This window comes from Providencia sp. PROV182 (assembly GCF_028480325.1).
GTDB lineage: Bacteria > Pseudomonadota > Gammaproteobacteria > Enterobacterales > Enterobacteriaceae > Providencia > Providencia hangzhouensis.
Genome location: NZ_JAMPOL010000005.1, coordinates 35,723 through 56,214, shown reverse-complemented (window position 1 = coordinate 56,214; position 20,492 = coordinate 35,723). Strand labels below are relative to the sequence as shown.

Genomic DNA, 20,492 nt, shown 5'->3' with positions numbered 1-20,492 from the left:
GAATGAAGATTTACCAAGTAGAGGAAATGGTTATTTGGCAAATATCCCGGCTAAGAACAGTACGACAATCGCACCGATAACCGCGACAACAAAACTCCCAAAGTTGAAACCATCAACTTTTCCTTTACCAAAGAAAGTACTGATGTAACCACCCACAACGGCACCAACGATCCCCAGCACGGTGGTCATAATGAACCCCATGTGATAAGTACCTGGCATCAGCCACTTAGCTAAAACACCTGCAATTAGACCAAAAATAATCCAAGCAATTACACCCATCTTACGCCTCCCAGACTAGGTAATTTCACTATAATGTCAAAATGTTCTCATATAATAGTAGAGCTTTAAATAAATAAAATCGCTCTCCTACCAATTAAGTAAAGACCCTATAAGTTAATTTCGCAACTATAAAATTTTGCCAATCAACATTATTCATAACTAATTGCTCACAATTTCAGTTATCACTTGCGCAATCTGTTGGGCATTTTTTAACGACCTAACCTGAGAAAAAAGTTCATCTGCTTGATGATATTCTTTACGTAAATAGCCTAGCCATTGCTTAATCCGAGCTGCATGGTAATGGCCGGTATCCCCTTGTTTTTCAAGTTCTGTATACTTTAATAACAACCTGCCAACTTGCTCCCAAGGCATTTTAGATTCATTAAATTTGACCACTCGACTTAGGTTTGGGGTGTTTAGTGCTCCACGACCAATCATCACGGCATCACAACCTGTGATTTCAAGGCAGCGCTGTGCACTTGCATAGTCCCAAATTTCACCATTAGCAATCACTGGGATCGATAATTTACGGCGGATCTCTCCAATGGCAGACCAATTAATACTCTCTGCTTTATAACCGTCTTCTTTGGTTCTACCATGGACAGTAAGTTCTGTTGCCCCCGCCTGTTGAACCGCATCTGCAATTTCATAAGCAAATTCAGAACTGTCCCACCCCAAACGAACCTTAACCGAAATAGGTAATTCTTTTGGAACTGCTTCACGCATTGATTTCGCAGCTTGATAAATCAAATCAGGTTGCTTCAATAACGTCGCACCACCACCGTGGCCATTAACTGTTTTTGATGGACACCCGCAATTTAAATCAACCCCCCAAGATCCTAACTCGACCGCTCGGTTTGCGTTCTCTGCCAACCACTGAGGGTGTTGCCCTAATAACTGCACGCGAACTAATGTCCCTGAAGGGGTACGACTGCCATGTTTTAGTTCAGGGCATAAACGGTAAAAAGTTTTTGCCGGTAAAAGAGTATCAACCACGCGAACAAACTCTGTTATGCACAAGTCATAGTTATTAACTTCGCTTAATAGACAACGTACTAAAGGGTCTAAAACTCCTTCCATAGGAGCTAATAAAACGCGCATAAATGGCTCACAAAAAACGTAATAACACCTGCTTATCATACCGTTTATTGAATAGATGAGCAGGAAAATTCTAAGATGGGGGTGACCAGTGACAGGCTTGAAATAGTTTCACAGGTAGCTCTAGTTAATGCCATTAACATTAAAAAGAGCTACAAGCTTTATGGAAGATTAACTGTCACTTCGCCCTTGTTTGACTTTTTTCTGGGCGTTTTTCCATGGGGAACTTGCCCCCTTCCCTGAACTAGGCTTTGACGATGGCGAATTACTGCGACGTGGTGGTTTACCTTGGTTTCTATCACCTGAACGACGTTCATTGCGTTGTGGTGTTTTTTGAATAGGCTCCGCCTTTATGGAGGGGTCGGGCTCATAGCCTTCAATCGCCATCAATGGAATCGATTTTTTCAATAATTTTTCAATATCCTTGAGTAACTTAGCCTCATCGATACATACTAAGGAAACTGCCATCCCAGTTGCTTCTGCACGGCCTGTACGACCGATACGGTGAACATAGTCTTCTGCAACATTAGGAAGCTCAAAATTCACCACATAAGGAAGCTGTTCAATATCAAGGCCACGAGCTGCAATATCCGTTGCCACTAACACACGAATATCCCCAGATTTAAAATCAGCTAATGCACGAGTACGAGCCCCTTGGCTCTTGTTACCATGGATAGCAGCAGCTTTGACACCATCTTTATTTAAATGCTCAGCGAGACGGTTTGCACCATGTTTTGTACGTGTAAAAACAAGAACTTGTTGCCAGTTTTCACGGCCAATCATAAACGAAAGTAATTCCGCTTTTCGTTTTTTATCAACCAGATGAACATATTGAGTCACTTGCTCAGAAGCTGAGTTTCGCGGAGCAACCTCAATAGTTACAGGGTTATTGAGTAATTTATTCGCCAATTGTTTGATTTCGTCAGAAAACGTCGCTGAGAACAATAAGTTTTGACGTTTTTTAGGTAATTTATTAATCACCCTACGAATATCATGAATGAACCCCATATCTAACATACGGTCAGCTTCATCCAGAACAAAAACTTCGACTTGGGAAAGATCTACTGCATTTTGGTGTTCTAAATCTAATAAGCGCCCCGGAGTTGCAATTAAGATATCAACCCCGCCACGTAACTTCATCATTTGTGGGTTAATACTTACCCCACCAAAGACGACAAAAGAACGAATACGCAGGTGACGGCTATATTCTTTTACATTTTCAGCAACTTGCGCTGCAAGCTCCCTTGTTGGCGTCAAAATTAACGCACGAATAGGCTTGCGATCCTTTCCTGCTCGAGGAGTTGTAATAAGCTTCTGTAAAATTGGCAATGTAAAACCCGCTGTTTTACCTGTACCAGTTTGGGCGCTAGCTAAAAGGTCGTTTCCTGCAAGCACGGCTGGGATAGCTTGTTGTTGAATAGGCGTAGGGCTTTCATAACCTAATTCATTAATGGCAAGCAAAATTTCCTCGTTTAACGCGAGGTCTGAAAAAGTAGTCAAATTAAATTACTCCGGGCTTCACCGCTTCAAATTGAATGTGGCAGTTATGGGGGAAGTGAGTCAGAAGAAAAAGCGCAAACTGCCGTGCGACACTGTGTAAAATTCTAACATTATTTACAGATGATAAATATATTAATTTAGTTTGGTTAATAAATTAATATAAAATCCGACCCACATAGTATATATACTTACATTGTACTATGAGATGTCGTTTTTTACTTTTTATAAAAATGAAAAGCCATTAAGAGCTAATTAGGTGTTATTTAATTCTGAATTTTTAAAGGAATGGTTATGAATACAGGTTCATCGTCAACGTTGCGAGGAGAAAATGCGAAAATGCAATTGCTTCTCACTGCTGCTGATGTATATGGAGAACAAGGGCTTGATGGCGCTACTACACGCAAGATCGCACAGGCATCAGGGCAAAATATTGCCGCAATTTCTTATTATTTTGGCTCAAAAGAAGGTCTTTACTTAGCGGTAGCTCAGCTTATCGCAAAAACTATTCGGGACGATTTCCATGATGTTTTTCAAGCAATTGACAACTTTCTAAATCAACCTTTGTCAGTACAAGTAACTGATGATGCACTTGATTTACTACAAAAAACAGTCATTGCCTATAATCATTTTCAGTTGGAAAAGAAAAATTTAAGTTTTTCTCGGATATTAGCACGTGAACAACTCAACCCGACCGAAGCCTATACGGTAATCCATGAACAGGCTTTAGGCCCAATACATTCGCGCCTAAACCGCTTGATTGCGATTTACATTGGTGCTGACCCCAATCATTTAACAACGCTAATCCACACACACGCAATCCTTGGCGAAACACTTTCATTTCGAATTGCTCGAGAAACTTTGTTACGCCAAACGGGTTGGAAACATATCAATGAAAATGAATTTAAAATTATTAATCAAGTTCTTATTGAACATACAAATATATTATTAGCAGGCTTACGCCATCGCAAACAATATGAAAAGTGATATGATAAAATAATTAAAGTGATTCATTCACATTGATAATAACTAGAGGCTGGTGATTTTATTGCAGCTGGTGCCACATTTCTTCATTAAAAACAGCGGCCTCTAACAACAAATTTTGTTTTCATATCGTTGATTCTTTAAGTAAGGTTAGCTATGAGCAATAAAAACCGTTCTGTTGTTGTTTTCATTATTCTCATATTAATCGGTGCTGCAATTGGTGGTTATTACTACTATCAATCACAGCAAGACAAAATATTAACACTCTACGGCAATGTTGATGTCCGAACGGTAAATCTTGGTTTTCGAGTGTCAGGTAAGCTCAAATCCCTAAGCGTTGATGAAGGTGCAAAAATTATTGCAGGCGAGCAACTTGGCCTACTGGATGATGCCCCCTACATTAACGCGTTAAATAAAGCCAAAGGGGTGCGTGACAGCGCCAAAGCCCAACTTGCTTTAAAAGAAAGTGGTTACCGTACTCAAGAGGTTGCACAAGTTGAAGCTGAAGTGGCTCAAAAACAAGCGGCTTGGCAATATGCCGATAACTTCTATAAACGTCAGCAAGGGCTTGCTGCCTCCCGCGTTATTTCAGCTAATGATTTAGATAACGCGAAGAACAATCGAAACCAAGCATTTGCCGCCCTTCAAGCGGCACAAGATAAACTAAATCAATACCAAAGCGGTTTTCGCCAAGAAGAGATAGCTGCCGCTCGAGGCGAATGGTTACAAGCCGAAGCGGCTGTCGCTCAAGCTGAACTCGACTTACAAGACACCGTTTTAACTGCACCTTCCTCTGGGACTATTTTAACCCGAGCAATCGAACCTGGCACAATCATCGGTACAGGTAATACCGTATTTAGCGTCACTTTAACAAATCCTGTTTGGGTCAGAGCCTATGTTAGCGAACCGCACCTCGGTGATGCCATCCCCGGTAGAGAAGTCTTGCTGTATACGGATAGCCGCCCAAATCAGCCTTACCATGGTACCATCGGGTTTGTTTCCCCTACCGCCGAGTTTACCCCTAAAAGCGTACAAACACCGGATTTACGAACCGATTTAGTCTATCGACTACGTATCGTCGTCAATGATGCAGATGATGCTTTACGCCAAGGTATGCCTGTAACTATTCAATTTACTGATAATAAACAGTAAGAGTTTGCTATGAGTGATGATTACAGTATCCGCCTATCCAATGTCGAGAAAACATTTGTTGGCTTGGATACTCCAGCCGTTGAAAGCTTAACAATCGATATTCATGGGGGCTCTGTAACAGGCCTTGTCGGCCCTGATGGTGCAGGAAAAACAACTTTAATGCGCATGATTGCAGGGCTATTAAAACCAGATGCAGGGAAAATTAGCGTGATGGGGCTCGACCCTATCGACGACAGCATTGCTATGCGAGCTGGCCTTGGTTATATGCCCCAAAAATTTGGTTTATATGAAGACCTGACCGTACAAGAAAATTTAAATTTGTACGCAGATTTGCGTGGCGTACTCGGCGAAGAGCGCCAAAAAACCTATCAGCAACTGCTTTCTTTCACCAGCCTAGCCCCTTTTACCAATAGGCTAGCCGGTAAATTATCGGGGGGGATGAAGCAAAAACTCGGGTTAGCCTGTACATTATTAGGAAAACCCAAGGTCCTTTTACTCGACGAACCCGGTGTTGGTGTTGACCCCATCGCTCGACGCGAACTATGGCAAATGGTTCATACTCTTGCCGATGATGGAATGCTCATTCTTTGGAGTACTTCCTATTTAGATGAAGCTCAGCAATGTAAAAATGTGCTGCTATTAAATAAAGGCAAACAGCTTTATGCAGGCAAGCCCGAGTTATTAACTGAAAAAATGGCGGGACGCTCGTTTTTACTTGATGTACCAGCCACACAAAAACGCACTGTATTACAAAACGCACTCGTATTACCAGAAACCACCGATGGTGTAATCCAAGGCCGCTATATTCGCTTAATTTTGAAGCCTAATGCATCACAGACAAATTTATTAACTGCATTAAATATGGCAGATGGAAAACTCATTGAAGCACAGCCACGTTTTGAAGATGCGTTTATTGACTTATTAGGCGGGGGCCCATCTCATCGTTCGGAATTAGCCGCTATCGTACCGCAAATTCCACCTAATCCTGAAGAAACCGTCATAGAAGCGCGTAATTTAACCAAAAAATTTGGCCAATTTGCGGCAACTGATACCGTAAATTTCCAAGTTAAACGAGGAGAAATTTTTGGTTTATTGGGGCCAAATGGTGCGGGAAAATCGACAACTTTTAAAATGATGTGTGCGTTAATGAAGCCAACAGATGGGCAAGCACTCGTTCTTGGAATGGATTTAAAAACGAGTTCAAACAAAGTCAGGCAGCACCTTGGCTATATGGCACAAAAGTTCTCGCTGTACGGTAACCTAAAAGTGGGGCAAAACCTGAAATTCTTTTCGGGTGTTTATGGTTTACATCATCAACAACAAACCAAAAAAATCCAAGAAATGGTTGAGGCCTTTAATTTCAAACCGATTATCAATCAGGTGACTGAATCCCTCCCTCTGGGGTATAAGCAGCGTTTAGCCCTCGCCTGCTCATTAATGCATGAGCCTGATATCTTATTTTTAGATGAGCCAACCTCAGGTGTTGACCCACTAACTCGTAGAGAATTTTGGTTACATATCAATGGAATGGTTGATAAAGGTGTTACCGTTATGGTCACGACTCACTTTATGGATGAGGCAGAGTATTGTGACCGTATCGGGCTGGTTTACCATGGAAAAATTATTGCGGCAGGAACCCCTGATGAACTGAAACAGCAAGTCGCAAGTGCTGAAAACCCTGACCCATCCATGGAAGATGCATTCATCGAGCTAATCATGAATTATGATAAGCAACAGGAGGCACTATGACTCACACCGCTTCTCATTTTTCATGGCGTAGGCTTAAAGCACTATGCTGGAAAGAAAGTAAACAAATTGTGCGGGATCCTAGCAGCGCTCTTATAGCTGTGCTTATTCCATTGATGTTACTATTTATTTTTGGTTATGGTATCAATTTAGACTCAAGTAAATTACGTGTCGGTATTTTACTTGAGCAACAAAGTTCGCAAGCTCGTGAATTGGTTGATACCTTCACTGGTTCGCCATTTATCGATGCGACTATTAGTAATAACCGCCATTTATTAATCGATAAAATGCAAGCGGGTGAAATTCGCGGCATTATCGTCATTCCTGTAAATTTTTCAGCCCAATTGCTGCAAAAACAAGGTCATGCCGCAATTCAAGTCATTACTGATGGCAGCGAACCGAATACGGCTAACTTTGTGCAAGCTTATACTCAAGGTGTGTGGCAAACGTGGCTGGTGCAGCAAGGGGAAAATAAAGGCTACCCAACAGACCCACTAATTGAGCTCAATATGCGCTATTGGTTTAATGAAGCGGCAATTAGTCAGCATTTTATTATTCCAGGGGCAATTAGCATCATTATTACCGTAGTTGGTGCTATTTTGACCTCTTTAGTTATCGCAAGAGAATGGGAACGTGGCACGATGGAAGCATTGCTTTCAACCCAAATCACTAAAACTGAGTTATTACTTTCAAAATTATTGCCTTACCAAGTGCTTGGTACTTTTGTGATGGTGTTATGCATGTTTGTCACCACATTTGTCTTAGGAGTACCTTATCGCGGCTCTCTATTGGTATTATTTGTCATTACCAGCCTTTATTTGGCAACGGCATTAGGGATGGGGTTATTGATTTCAACAATTACTCGTAACCAATTTAATGCAGCGATGGTTGCTCTGAATGCCGCTTTCTTACCTGCTATCATGTTATCTGGGTTTATTTTTGAAATTGATAGTATGCCAGCCATTATTCAAGCTGTGACTTATTTTATCCCTGCTCGGTACTTTGTCAGCAGCTTACAAACTCTCTTTCTTGCGGGTGATATCTATATTGTTTTATTGATAGATTTCCTGCTACTCATCGCTTCTGCAACACTATTTATTGGACTGACGGCGCTAAAAACTCGCCGTCGTTTGGATTGAGGTGAAGTTATGTTTTATCGCCTATACACCTTAATTATGAAAGAGCTTCAATCATTACTTCAAGAACCACAAACACGGGCTATTTTGATTTTACCCGTGATATTTCAGATGATTTTATTTCCTCTGGCTGCCACTCTTGAGGTCACTAACACCACCATTGCAATTTTTGACCAAGACAGTGGTGAGCATTCTATCGAGTTGACTCAACGTCTCGCCAAAGCCAGTGCGTTTTCTCAAGTTTTATTATTGAAGAATGAACATGAAATTCGTGAAACGCTCGATAACCGTAAGGCTCTGCTGGTTGTCCGTTTTGGGCAAAACTTTAGTGCTGATATTGCAAGCCACCATAACGCTAATATGCTGTTACTCCTTGATGGACGTAATTCAAATAGTGCGCAAATTGCAGCAAATTATGTTGCACAAATTGTCACTCAATACCAACATGAGCTAACGCAATCACAGACTTTGCCAAATAACAGTGAATTAATCGTTCGTAATTGGTACAACCCCAATTTAGATTATAAGTGGTTTATTGTGCCTTCATTAGTAGCTTTGATAACTACGATCGGGGTACTGATTGTGACATCTCTTTCTATCGCGAGGGAAAGAGAACAAGGCACCCTGGACCAATTGCTCGTTTCTCCCCTTACCACTTGGCAAATATTTATTGGTAAGGCGGTGCCTGCATTGATAGTAGCGACTGCACAGGCAAGTTTGGTCCTAGTTATTGGGATCTTTTGCTATCAAATTCCTTTTGCTGGCTCCCTACTCCTCTTTTATGCCACCATGTTATTCTATGGGTTGTCCTTGGTGGGGTTTGGTTTACTTATTTCAGCACTGTGTTCAACTCAGCAACAAGCGTTCATTGGGGTATTTGTATTTATGATGCCAGCAGTGCTGCTATCAGGTTATATTTCCCCAGTCGAAAACATGCCAATTTGGCTACAACAAATCACTTGGATTAACCCAATTCGTCATTTCACTGAAATCACCAAACAGATATACCTAAAAAATGCTGATTTTTCAGTTATCTTCCATAGTTTATGGCCATTATTCATCATTGCGATAATCACCAGTTCAGTGGCCTATTACTTATTTAGGAAGAAAATAGCGTGATCAAAAAAAATAATATTACACTTTGAAAATACAATTAAAAGCATTGGAACTATCATTAACGCCTTGAATCACAAACAAGTTAATAATATTCAAATCATATTTTACGATAGTATTTAGATCAAAAAACCCTTGTTACCAAAGTAACAAGGGTTTTCAATTTTAACGACTTCTATCCCCTCATTTCACTGAGTAATGAGGAAAGCCACTCAAATTAGCGACGGTCACCAAAGATACGCAGCAACATTAAGAACAGGTTAATGAAGTCTAAATACAGAGATAATGCACCCATAATAGAGTATTTACGCATTGTTTCTCTGTCGTCTTCATCAATTTGTGAACCCATTTCTTTCAGTTTTTGAGTGTCATAAGCAGTTAAAGCAGCAAACAGTAAAACACCACCGTAAGTGATCACCCAATACATCATGGTGCTTTGCAGCCAGATGTTAACCAAAGAAGCGACAACAATACCAATCAGCGCCATAAACAGGAAGTTACCCATACCTGTTAAGCTACGTTTAGTGGTATAGCCGTAGAAACTTAATGCACCAAACATTACCGCAGTAATGACAAATGTGCCCGCAACGGACTCACCAGTATATGCGGCAAGAATAACTGAAATCGTTAAGCCGGTGAGCAATGAATAGAGCATAAACATGCCCGTTGCTGCCATGCCACTAATTTTTTGCAGCAAGAATGAAATGCCCATCACTAAACCAAGTTCAGCAATAATCATTCCAAAAAAGAGAATCTTATTGGTTGCAATGGTGTAGTACAAACCACTGCTTACAGAATACCATGCCACAAAAGCTGTCAGCAGTAGACCGACTGTCATCCAGCCGTATACTTGCGACATAAATGCCTGAACGCCAGTATTGGCACCCTGGACAAGAGAATCATTACGTTGATCAAACTGACCCATGATGGTTACCCTTTCGCTAAAAGAAAAATCGACCCAGTAAAAATACTGCAATCGGAGAAATTAACCAAAGTCTAACACATTCTTTTGACAATACCATTCAGCAAATTCGTATTTTTTAGCGGAAAAAATGCGATTACCAACGGTTTGCAGACGCCTCGTCAGTTTCTTTCGCTTCCACCCAACGTTCATTTTCAGGTAAGGTTTCTTTTTTCCAAAATGGGGCTTTCGTTTTTAAGTAATCCATAATAAATTCAGCCGCTTGAAATGCAGCATTACGATGAGCACTCGTGACCCCAACAAAAACAATTTCTTCGCCGGGTTGTAAGGTGCCAATGCGGTGGATCACACTAACTCTCTGCAATGGCCAACGCTCTTTTGCTTCTATGACTATATTCGCTAACGCTTTTTCAGTCATTCCTGGGTAGTGTTCGAGTGTTAATGCCGCAACGCTGTCACCTAAATTATGGTTACGCACTTTCCCCGTAAAAGTCACCACTGCGCCATCACTATCACACTGTGCAAGCCATTGATATTGCTCACCAACACTAAAATTTTCAGTTTGTACTGCAATATGGGTGTTTTCCATATTACCCCCCAGTGACAGGTGGGAAAAATGCCACTTCGTCCCCTTCTGAGAGAGGGTGGTCTAGTGAAACAAATGATTGATTAACAGCGGCAAGTAATTTGCCATCTTCAAGTGCCAACGCCCAACGATCCCCTTTTTGTGAAAGTGCTTGGCGCAAGTCTTCCACTTTTTGGTACGAGTCTGTAAGTTCTAAACGTTCCGTTCCAACTAGCTCACGTACCTGAGCAAAAAATAATACTGTGATCATTATTCCACCTTAAAATGTCCAGATTTGCCGCCTGTTTTCTCTAATAAACGAACAGGGCCAATCACCATATCTTTTTGCACGGCTTTACACATGTCATAAATCGTCAACGCAGCAACGGATGCGGCTGTTAACGCTTCCATTTCTACCCCTGTTTTCCCTGTTAACCGGCAACAAGTTTCAATACGGACGCGGTTATGTTCAGGTTCCGCTTTCAAGGTCACTTCAACTTTGGTTAACAACAATGGGTGGCATAATGGGATAAGCTGCCAAGTGTTTTTTGCCGCTTGAATACCCGCAATACGTGCCGTGGCGAACACATCCCCTTTATGATGGCTACCATCGACAATCATCGTTAAGGTTGCTGGGTTCATGGTGACATAAGCTTCTGCGCGAGCTTCACGGACAGTTTCAGCTTTGGCTGAAACATCAACCATATGCGCCTCGCCCGACGCATTGAGGTGAGTCAGTTGGGACATATTTTCTCCTGAAATAAAAAAGAGTTAACCGCCGATTACGGATAAATTTGGTGTAATTCCGCTATCGCCCATATGCAGAAAATGGGTTTCTCGTTTATGGTGTAAGCCCCGTTGAATACGCGCTTTTAACGCTTCGTTTTGGTCATCTGCGCCCAATAAATCACGAAGTGGAATACCATTTTCACCAAATAAACATAAATGGAGATTTCCTAGTGAGGAAACGCGTAAGCGGTTACAACTTTGGCAAAAATCTTTTTCGTAAGGCATGATAAGCCCAATTTCGCCTTGGTAATCTGGATGACTAAAGACTTGAGCTGGCCCATCACTACGAGAACGAGGAAGCATATACCAGCCTTCTTCGATTAAACGTTCGCGAATAGTTTCGCCTGAAATATGAAAGCGTTGGAAGATATCACTTCCATCACCGGTTTCCATGAGTTCAATAAAACGTAATTGAATTGGTCGGTGCTTGATCCAATTTAGGAATGACTTCAACGCAATATCATTGACATTTTTCATGAGCACTGCATTGACTTTTACTTTTTCGAAGCCTGCTTCAAAGGCGGCATCAATGCCTTTCATCACCTGAAAGAATTTATCTTGCCCTGTGATGGCCGCAAATTGGCGTGGATCTAAGCTGTCAACGCTCACATTGATGGCGTTCAACCCTGCGGCTTTCCATTCATGCACATCTCGCGCCATACGGTAGCCGTTGGTTGTTACGGCTATTTTTTTGATTGATTCATTTTCATTGATGGCAGCAATAATATCACTGAAATCTTTGCGCATAGTCGGCTCACCGCCCGTAATACGCACTTTTTCTGTGCCTAATTCTGCAAATGCCGTACTGATACGACGAATTTCATCTAATGTTAAGAATTCATGGCGACCGCTTGGCTTGTAGCCATCGGGTAGGCAGTATGTGCAACGAAAGTTGCAAACATCTGTTATAGAAAGCCGAAGATAATAAAATTTCCGGTCAAATTGATCGACAAGTTGCTGCATAATCACACCTTTCCAAGTACGGGAGATGCAGACATTTCTATCTTGCACCCTGGTGGCTCTAGGCCACGGCCAGTGCATCATATTCAGTCGTTCAAACTTAGACGCAAAGGCTAGGAGTTTTATCTGGAACCGAGTCACTGATTTTAAACTGCAAAATGCGTCACTCTGTTCACTTAATTTATGTAAGGATTCTAGCCGATAGAAATTGAAAAAGCGAATTGCAATTCGATATATATCATTATATACAACGACTTACAAAAGACATAGTTGAATCACCGAAGCTATTATTATCAATGACAATTTTCCATTTTGAGTGGTTTCAAACCGTATAATTTCATACTAATTGATTAACATCCCTAACTATTTAATTAAACATTTATTGATATAGATCTAAAATGGGGAGCAAGCTCCCCATCTGATTGTTTACGTTATAAATATCAGCACTTAACGCTTATCAAAACCGATATTTCAAATTGAATAATTGGCATATCAATTAAAAATAAATAGTGAAGCACAGAATTCATTAATCAAAACGCTAAATAATTTGCGTTGTTAGTTGTGATTAGGCGACAGATGAAGATACCTTGGAATTACACACCAATACAGAATCGTCTCTTTTATTGTTTTTTGTCACGGTACTTAAGCCAAGAATGATGTTTTATGGTAGATTAACGCCCAATTTATTTTAGTCGCCATAAAACGGGCATTAGCGTAAAAAACGTATTTCGTAACTCGCTGGTTTACTTGCTTTTATAAGTACTGAAAATTAACTGATATAGGAACACTATGCCGAATTGTAGTCTGGCGGATCTCAAACATGTTGTCGCTTTAGGTGGCGGCCATGGGCTTGGTCGCGTGATGTCTTCACTTTCTTCTTTAGGTTCTCGTTTAACGGGTATTGTCACCACAACCGATAATGGGGGCTCGACTGGTCGTATTCGTCGCTCTGAAGGTGGGATAGCTTGGGGAGACATGCGTAACTGTTTAAATCAGCTAATTACTGAGCCGTCCATTGCTTCAGCGATGTTTGAATACCGTTTTAGCGGAAATGGTGAGCTTTCAGGCCATAATTTAGGTAATTTAATGTTAAAATCATTAGATCACTTAAGTGTGCGACCACTAGAAGCCATAAATCTTATCCGTAATATGCTAAAAGTCGATGCGCAGTTGATCCCGATGTCGGAATCTCCTGTTGATTTAATGGCTGTCGATGAAATGGGTAATGAAGTGTACGGTGAGGTGAATGTTGATGCCTTACATGAAATCCCACAAGAGTTACGTTTGTATCCAACAGTCAAGGCAACTAAAGAAGCCTTGCAGGCTATCCACCAAGCAGACTTAATTATTATCGGCCCTGGCAGTTTTTTTACTAGTTTAATGCCATTATTACTTTTGGATGAAATTGCGGCTGCACTACGCGAATGTAAAGCCCCGATGATTTATATTGGCAATTTAGCGAAAGAAATTAGCTCCCCTGCTGCAAACCTGTCTTTACCTGACAAACTAAAAATGATGGAACAGTATATTGGCTGCCAAAAAATTGATGCGTTAATCCTTGGCCCACGCACACAAACCAATAATATCAGCCCTGACCGCAAAATAATCCAACGGGTACTCGAAGCTGACGATATTCCGTATCGCCATGATAGAAAGCTGTTACTGCAAGCCATCGAAGAAACCATCAACTTGTTATAATCCCCAACCGCCATTCCGCTGCTAAATACCCGCAGCGGAAAACCTTCCCTAAAATTAGCCCTTTGTTTCCCGTATTTCCACAAAATCTATTTTCAAAATACTTTGCGTTGTGGGTAGGCGGCAAGTGAAGGCAGCTCGGGGAGCATACATAAAGTATGTGACCCGAGTGACTGAACGAAGCCAACACCCCCACAACGCGAAGTATGAAGAAAATGATGAAAATTAGGAATTAGCGATAAACTGGGAGCGTATCTCCTGCAATTCGTCTCTGACTCGCGCAGCCGCTTCAAATTCAAGATCTTGAGCATGTTTATACATTTGCGCTTCAAGTTGCGAAATCCGTTGCTCCAATTCTTTTGTTGACATTGATTGAATATCAACCGAATTATTATTTTTGGTATTGTCTTTCGTGCGACTTTTTCCTTTGCCACCCACTTTGTGACCAATTTGCAGAATATCACCGATTTTCTTATTCAACCCTTGTGGAACAATGCCATGTTCTTCGTTGAACGCCATTTGTTTAGCACGGCGACGCTCTGTTTCTGCAATCGCTTTTTGCATGGAGTTGGTGATCCTGTCTCCATAGAGGATTGCCTTACCATTTAAGTTACGAGCCGCACGCCCTATGGTTTGAATAAGCGAACGTTCCGAACGCAAGAAACCTTCTTTATCCGCGTCTAAAATAGCCACCAGAGATACCTCTGGCATATCCAAGCCTTCTCTTAATAAGTTGATCCCAACCAGCACATCAAACTCACCAAGCCGCAAGTCGCGAATAATTTCCACGCGCTCGACTGTATCGATATCTGAGTGAAGATAACGAACTCGCTCCCCGTGTTCTTCGAGATATTCCGTTAAATCCTCGGCCATACGTTTAGTTAATGTGGTGACTAACACACGTTCATTTTTCTGCACACGTATACGAATTTCAGACAGTAAATCATCTACTTGGGTAGAAACTGGGCGAACTTCAATTATCGGGTCAAGTAGGCCTGTAGGCCTAACAACTTGCTCAATCACCTCATTGCCTGATTTATCAAGCTCATAGTTACCCGGTGTTGCTGAAACATAAATAGTTTGCGGCGCTAAAGCTTCGAATTCTTCAAAACGCATTGGCCGGTTATCTAATGCAGAAGGAAGACGAAAACCATATTCAACTAAGGTCTCTTTTCTTGAGCGGTCCCCTTTGTACATCGCGCCTATTTGTGGGATGGTAACGTGAGACTCATCTACCACTAGCAAGCCATCTGCAGGCAAGTAATCGAATAATGTCGGAGGTGGTTCACCGGGCGCACGACCCGATAAGTAGCGCGAATAGTTTTCGATACCTGAACAATAACCGAGCTCATTCATCATTTCTAAGTCGAATTGTGTTCGTTGGGTAATACGCTGTTCTTCAAGTAGTTTATTGTTTTCCAGTAATACTTTTCGCCTATCCGCTAATTCAACCTTAATTTGTTCCATTGCTTCAAGGATACGTTCTCTCGGTGTGACATAGTGCGTTTTTGGATAAACGGTAAAGCGAGGAACACGATGTTGTATTTGACCTGTCAATGGGTCAAATAATGATAACCGTTCAACTTCGTCATCAAATAGCTCAACGCGTAAGGCATATTCGTCTGATTCCGCTGGGAAAATATCGATAACTTCGCCGCGAACACGGAAAGTCCCTCGCGTGAAGGCTTGGTCATTACGCGTATATTGTAAGTCCGCTAAACGCCTTAAAATTGAGCGCTGGTCGATGATCATGCCATCCGTTAGGTGCAACATCATTTTTAAATAGCTGTCAGGGTCACCCAAACCATAAATAGCTGATACAGAAGCCACCACAATTACATCGCGGCGTTCGAGTAAGGCCTTAGTCGCAGATAGACGCATTTGCTCAATATGTTCGTTTACAGAGGCGTCTTTTTCAATGAAAGTATCTGAGCTTGGGACGTAAGCTTCAGGCTGATAATAGTCATAGTAAGAAACGAAATATTCCACAGCGTTATCTGGGAAGAAGGCTTTCATTTCACTATAAAGCTGTGCCGCTAAGGTTTTATTATGCGCCATTAGCATGGTGGGCCGGTTCTCTTGCGCAATGACGTTGGCAATAGTGAACGTTTTACCGGACCCCGTTACGCCTAATAGAGTTTGATGAGCAAGTCCATCTTGTAGCCCTTCCCTTAATTTATGGATAGCTTCGGGTTGGTCCCCTCCCGGCTGAAAATCAGAATACAGCTTAAAATCCTTACTCATATTAACGCCCCTTAACAAGTTTCTTCCAATATAATACTGGATAAAAAACCAGCTTCAAGTATTGAAGCTAAATTTTCTGTTAATCTCCGCTCTGATATGTTTATAAAAATGTTATCCCCAAAAAAGTACTTGACCTTTTTGAAACTTTATATTTTATGCTATTGCATTTTTATGCCATACCTCAAATACAAATTGAAGGCTTGATTTTATTTAACCATTTGTATTTATTATAGATTAGTTTAAAGTCCAGAATCACATCAAATAAACCCAAAGCCGCTTGTCACCTAGCGTAGAACTTGTTTTATAACGTTAATACACAAGGTTATCCACAGAAATGGTGGATAACTCTTGAAGCCCTTAGAGCTCATGGATTCACAGGATCTCTAAGATTTGCTCAATGGAGGCAAAATGACAAAAAGATGGCAGTTTAATGAAAAAATTTTTAAGTAGTAACTGCTATGAAAAACAGATTTTATATTTTTTATTAAGATCTGAGTGGTATTTTTACTGAAATACTTGACAGTATTTTAGTTGAGAACGTTAAAAAAGATCGGCTCCCTATTTAACAATTGATCAGCCCCAAGCATTGAGTGTGGCTTGGGGAAAAGTATTGATATTTTTATATAATCAAATAGTTAATAAAGAAAGATCCAAATAGCTTCCTAATTTACCGTTGAGTGTTTTTTGGTGTGGGATCACCCCTAAACAAGGTGCTTTGATCATTCGGTTAAGTGTTGACAAATATTGCTCTTGGAAAATACCTGCGGGTTCAACTTCATTGGCAACCCAGCCGGCTACGAGTAAACCTGCAGCTTCGATAGATTCCATGGTTAACAATGCATGGTTTATACAGCCTAACTTAACACCAACAACTAAAATAACGGGGAGTTGCTGTTCAATCACCCAATCTGCATAAGTTTTTTCTACAGATAACGGAGTATACCATCCACCAGCCCCCTCGACTAATAACCAATCCGCTTGGGACTTCAAATAAACCAACCCTTTATTTATCACTGAAAATTCAATGGGTTGATTTAATTTCTCACTGATAATGTGCGGTGAAGTTGGCGCTTCAAATACAATAGGGTTAATCGCCTCATAGGGTAATTTTACTCGACTATTGGCTTGTAATAACAACGCATCGCTATTACGTAGGCCATCCGCCGTGAGCTCACTCCCAGATGCGACAGGCTTATAGCCCACCGTATTCAAACCTTGATAACCCGCAGCTTGCAATAAAGCACAACTTACAACGGTTTTCCCTACTTCTGTATCCGTTCCTGTTACAAAGTACATTTTAGTCACGGTAAATCGCTCCAAACACCGTATGATAAGTTAGAGGTAAGCCTTGCTCTGTCATTGGATAGAGCAAAGCAAGTTGCTGCAAATGCTGGCGGGTCATTAACCCTGCTTTACGCCCAGCAGTCAAATGTGTCGCTCCAATGCCTTTCAATGAATGAAGCAACGCTATTAATTCAGGAAAATAGACGGTATCCTTCTGAAAAATAAGTTTATGTCTCCATGACTGACAACTATTTTGTATCTGCTGAACACTGAGAAAGGAATTCACATGTGAATAGCCGTCAAGTGAATGCCAAGCTGAAGACAATTCTGCGAGAGAATGCTCTGCAAGTGTGGTGAACACCACAACTCCCCCCGGTTTTGTCACTCGATATAATTCACTTAATGCTTTGCTGAGATCTTGGCACCATTGGACCGATAAATTGGAAAAAACCACATCAAAGGTTTGTGAATCTAACGGAATGGATTCTATATCAGCACATAAATAATGATCAGCCACAGCTTTCGTTTGCGCCATTTCGAGCATACCAGCAGAAAGATCTAAAGCCGTGATGTGATGTCCTTGATTTTTCAGTTTATGGCTAAAATACCCCGTACCGCACCCTGCATCTAAAATATGTAATGGTGCTGTGAGTTCTGAACTGTTTAAGACTGAAGTCAGTTGACCAAGCAGTTGTGTTCCTGTTGATCGTTGATAACTTGCCACTGAGTCATAACTTTTAGCCGCACGGCCAAATGCCGCTGCAATTTTATGCTTTTCACGACTGAGCGATAAAGTCATGTAAAGCCTCCAATAATTGATCGATATCTTGACGTTGATGCGCAGCGCTTAATGTGACTCGTAACCTAGCACTCCCAGGCGGAACCGTTGGCGGCCTGATCGCTTGCACCCAAATATTTTTTTTGCGTAAGAAATTGGCTAACTGTTGGCTAGCTTGGTTTTCCCCGATAATTAATGGTTGAATAGCCGTCATTGAATTAGCCAGCTGCATGCCATTAAAATCAGCATTATTTCTAAAATACGCAATATGTTGGTTAAGGTCTTCTCGTGCTTGATCTGCGAGCTGAATTTGCTCAACTGCCGCTAGAAGCGCGACAGCCTGAGCCGGAGGCATTGAAGTGCTATAAATTAAATGGCGTGCGGATTGGACAAAAAATTCAGCCGTTGGCTCATCACACAATACCGATGCGCCACTTAAACCAAACGCTTTACCAAATGTCACGACTAAAATTTCAGGTTTAACCCCATTCGCGAAGCAACTACCACGGCCTTGTTCTCCGATAACACCAATACCGTGTGCATCATCAACCATCAGCCAAGCATGCTGATTTCTAGCGATTTCCTGCAATTGTTGAAGTGGAGCACTATCGCCATCCATACTAAAAACGCCTTCTGTGACGACAAGCGTTTTTCCCGAAACGGGTTTTTGGATTAAGTTATCAAGTGATAGAGGGTTATTATGCTTAAAGCGCCTTAATTGAGCCCCTGAATGAATCGAGGCCTCCATTATCGATGCATGACTAAGTTTATCCGCTAAAATACGATCATTTTCCGACATTAATGCCGTGATCACCGCATGGTTCGCGGCAAAGCCTGAAATAAACAATAAGGCTTTTGGGTAGCCGAGCCAATCAGCGAGAGCTTGCTCTAATTTATCATGTGCTTTGGTGAACCCTGTAATATGGCCCGATCCTCCACTACCCACACCATATTCATCAGCCCCACGTTGCCACGCGGCAACCACTTGAGGATGATGGGCTAATCCCAAATAATCATTGGATGAGAAATTAAGAAATTCTTTTCCAGCCAGAAAAAGCGAACGACCATTGGCACTATCAATACACTGCCGTTGACGCCAGATAGAAGCCTGCTTACGCTGCTCTATCTGGTTTTGTATAAATGATTGCCAAGTCATTATACTGCTGCGTTATAAAATTGAGGGTTATCGGCGGTTAACAACGTTTCGGCTAACTTAGCGGCTTGATGGTTATCCCCTTCGTCAGTTTCAATTCGCTCAGGGTTAATATCCAGTTTTCTAAATAGTGCTAAATCTTTGTTTTCATCAGGATTTGGCGTCGTTAATAATTTACACCCATAGAATACTGAGTTCGCACCGGCCATAAAACATAATGCCTGAGTTTGCTCATTCATGTATTCACGGCCTGCCGACAGCCTAACGTATGACGTTGGCATCATGATACGTGCAACGGCAATAGTACGAATAAAATCAAACGCATCGACATCTTCGTTATCTGCCATCGGGGTTCCTTCAACCTTCATCAACATGTTGATCGGCACACTTTCTGGCGGTTTAGGTAAATTTGCCAGTTGCACCAATAAGGCCGCTCGGTCACTGACTTTTTCGCCTAAGCCTAAAATCCCACCAGAGCAGACTTTGATCCCTGCGTCTCGGACATTTTCGAGTGTATTTAAGCGGTCTTGATAACTGCGAGTCGTAATAATATTGCCATAGTATTCAGGAGAGGTATCAAGGTTATGATTATAATAATCTAACCCGGCTTCTGCTAAGCGTTGAGCTTGAGAATTATCAATCATCCCTAAAGTCATACAGGTTTCCATCCCTAATGACTTCACTTCTTTTACCATCATTTCAAGATAAGGCATATCGCGTTCTTTCGGATTGCGCCATGCCGCGCCCATACAAAAACGAGTTGAACCTGCTTGCTTAGCTTTTTTCGCAGACTCCAGAACTTGCTGAACTTCCATTAGTTTTTCAGTTTCTAGTCCTGTTTTATAGCGCGCGCTTTGCGCACAATACTTACAATCTTCTGGGCAAGCCCCAGTTTTAATCGATAGCAAAGTACTGACTTGCACTTGCTGGGGGTCGAAATGTTGGCGATGAATTTGCTGTGCCTGAAATAATAATTCAAAAAAAGGCATTGAAAACAGTTCATTAGCTTGTTTTATTGTCCACTGTTTTAATTGGCTCACGGAAACTCTCCAGTTGAAAAAGTTGTTGCCAGTTTAAATATTGCGATTATCATGTCA

General features: G+C 41.5%; 19 protein-coding genes and 1 riboswitch. Of the genes, 6 read left to right on the top strand and 13 right to left on the bottom strand.

Features of this window, described 5'->3' with window-relative positions:
• Positions 1-30 precede the first annotated feature (30 nt).
• The 3 genes from PR834_RS05040 to rhlE form a co-directional block, all read right to left on the bottom strand.
• The gene (locus PR834_RS05040; RefSeq protein WP_004256598.1) at positions 31-279 is read right to left on the bottom strand and encodes a GlsB/YeaQ/YmgE family stress response membrane protein; all 249 of its coding nucleotides are present in this window, start codon (positions 277-279) and stop codon (positions 31-33) included.
• Between the two features lie 159 nt (positions 280-438).
• Positions 439-1,380, bottom strand: coding sequence for a tRNA dihydrouridine(16) synthase DusC (gene dusC, locus PR834_RS05035; RefSeq protein WP_172767355.1), 942 nt, complete (start codon positions 1,378-1,380; stop codon positions 439-441).
• 168 nt (positions 1,381-1,548) lie between these two features.
• Entirely contained in the window at positions 1,549-2,877 is a 1,329-nt protein-coding gene (gene rhlE, locus PR834_RS05030) for an ATP-dependent RNA helicase RhlE (protein ID WP_110591365.1), read from the bottom strand.
• Positions 2,878-3,162: 285 nt separating this feature from the next.
• Between rhlE and cecR the strand changes: the two genes are divergently transcribed.
• The 5 genes from cecR (at position 3,163) to PR834_RS05005 (ending at position 9,011) form a co-directional block, all read left to right on the top strand.
• Entirely contained in the window at positions 3,163-3,861 is a 699-nt protein-coding gene (cecR, locus tag PR834_RS05025; RefSeq protein ID WP_004256610.1) for a transcriptional regulator CecR, read from the top strand.
• Between the two features lie 153 nt (positions 3,862-4,014).
• The gene (hlyD, locus tag PR834_RS05020) at positions 4,015-5,010 is read left to right on the top strand and encodes a secretion protein HlyD (RefSeq protein ID WP_272525687.1); all 996 of its coding nucleotides are present in this window, start codon (positions 4,015-4,017) and stop codon (positions 5,008-5,010) included.
• A 9-nt stretch (positions 5,011-5,019) separates the two neighbouring features.
• On the top strand, positions 5,020-6,759 hold the full coding sequence (locus PR834_RS05015) for an ATP-binding cassette domain-containing protein (RefSeq protein ID WP_004256654.1): 1,740 nt from the start codon (positions 5,020-5,022) through the stop codon (positions 6,757-6,759).
• On the top strand, positions 6,756-7,895 hold the full coding sequence (locus tag PR834_RS05010; RefSeq protein ID WP_196731827.1) for an ABC transporter permease: 1,140 nt from the start codon (positions 6,756-6,758) through the stop codon (positions 7,893-7,895). The genes PR834_RS05015 and PR834_RS05010 overlap by 4 nt, the downstream gene beginning before the upstream one ends.
• Positions 7,896-7,904: 9 nt before the next feature.
• Positions 7,905-9,011: an ABC transporter permease gene (locus PR834_RS05005; protein WP_094962425.1), complete on the top strand. Its 1,107-nt coding sequence runs from the start codon at positions 7,905-7,907 to the stop codon at positions 9,009-9,011.
• A gap of 211 nt (positions 9,012-9,222) precedes the next feature.
• Here PR834_RS05005 and PR834_RS05000 read toward each other — a convergent pair whose 3' ends face one another.
• The 5 genes from PR834_RS05000 to moaA all read right to left on the bottom strand — a co-directional run bounded on the left by PR834_RS05000 (position 9,223) and on the right by moaA (position 12,244).
• The gene (locus PR834_RS05000) at positions 9,223-9,930 is read right to left on the bottom strand and encodes a Bax inhibitor-1/YccA family protein (RefSeq protein WP_004256664.1); all 708 of its coding nucleotides are present in this window, start codon (positions 9,928-9,930) and stop codon (positions 9,223-9,225) included.
• 133 nt (positions 9,931-10,063) lie between these two features.
• Positions 10,064-10,516, bottom strand: a complete 453-nt coding sequence (gene moaE, locus PR834_RS04995; protein WP_004256668.1) for a molybdopterin synthase catalytic subunit MoaE — start codon at positions 10,514-10,516, stop codon at positions 10,064-10,066.
• 1 nt (position 10,517) lies between these two features.
• On the bottom strand, positions 10,518-10,763 hold the full coding sequence (moaD, locus tag PR834_RS04990; protein ID WP_004256672.1) for a molybdopterin synthase sulfur carrier subunit: 246 nt from the start codon (positions 10,761-10,763) through the stop codon (positions 10,518-10,520).
• The gene (moaC, locus tag PR834_RS04985) at positions 10,763-11,239 is read right to left on the bottom strand and encodes a cyclic pyranopterin monophosphate synthase MoaC (protein WP_094962424.1); all 477 of its coding nucleotides are present in this window, start codon (positions 11,237-11,239) and stop codon (positions 10,763-10,765) included. Before moaC ends, moaD begins: the two co-directional genes overlap by 1 nt.
• Positions 11,240-11,263: 24 nt before the next feature.
• Positions 11,264-12,244, bottom strand: coding sequence for a GTP 3',8-cyclase MoaA (gene moaA / locus PR834_RS04980; RefSeq protein ID WP_094962423.1), 981 nt, complete (start codon positions 12,242-12,244; stop codon positions 11,264-11,266).
• Positions 12,234-12,373, bottom strand: a riboswitch (molybdenum cofactor riboswitch). It overlaps the preceding gene by 11 nt.
• Positions 12,374-13,030: 657 nt before the next feature.
• Here moaA and PR834_RS04975 point away from each other — a divergent pair.
• Positions 13,031-13,939: a gluconeogenesis factor YvcK family protein gene (locus PR834_RS04975; RefSeq protein ID WP_094962422.1), complete on the top strand. Its 909-nt coding sequence runs from the start codon at positions 13,031-13,033 to the stop codon at positions 13,937-13,939.
• Between the two features lie 222 nt (positions 13,940-14,161).
• On the opposite strand, the gene uvrB is transcribed toward PR834_RS04975, so the two are convergent.
• The 5 genes from uvrB to bioB form a co-directional block, all read right to left on the bottom strand.
• Positions 14,162-16,180 (bottom strand): excinuclease ABC subunit UvrB, encoded by a 2,019-nt coding sequence (gene uvrB, locus PR834_RS04970; RefSeq protein WP_004256681.1) that lies wholly within the window; start codon positions 16,178-16,180, stop codon positions 14,162-14,164.
• Between the two features lie 627 nt (positions 16,181-16,807).
• Positions 16,808-17,485, bottom strand: coding sequence for a dethiobiotin synthase (bioD, locus tag PR834_RS04965; protein WP_262960929.1), 678 nt, complete (start codon positions 17,483-17,485; stop codon positions 16,808-16,810).
• Entirely contained in the window at positions 17,478-18,263 is a 786-nt protein-coding gene (gene bioC, locus PR834_RS04960; RefSeq protein ID WP_004256683.1) for a malonyl-ACP O-methyltransferase BioC, read from the bottom strand. Before bioC ends, bioD begins: the two co-directional genes overlap by 8 nt.
• Positions 18,241-19,398 (bottom strand): 8-amino-7-oxononanoate synthase, encoded by a 1,158-nt coding sequence (gene bioF / locus PR834_RS04955; RefSeq protein ID WP_272536483.1) that lies wholly within the window; start codon positions 19,396-19,398, stop codon positions 18,241-18,243. The genes bioC and bioF overlap by 23 nt, the downstream gene beginning before the upstream one ends.
• Entirely contained in the window at positions 19,398-20,435 is a 1,038-nt protein-coding gene (bioB, locus tag PR834_RS04950) for a biotin synthase BioB (RefSeq protein ID WP_164455864.1), read from the bottom strand. The genes bioF and bioB overlap by 1 nt, the downstream gene beginning before the upstream one ends.
• Positions 20,436-20,492: the final 57 nt, after the last annotated feature.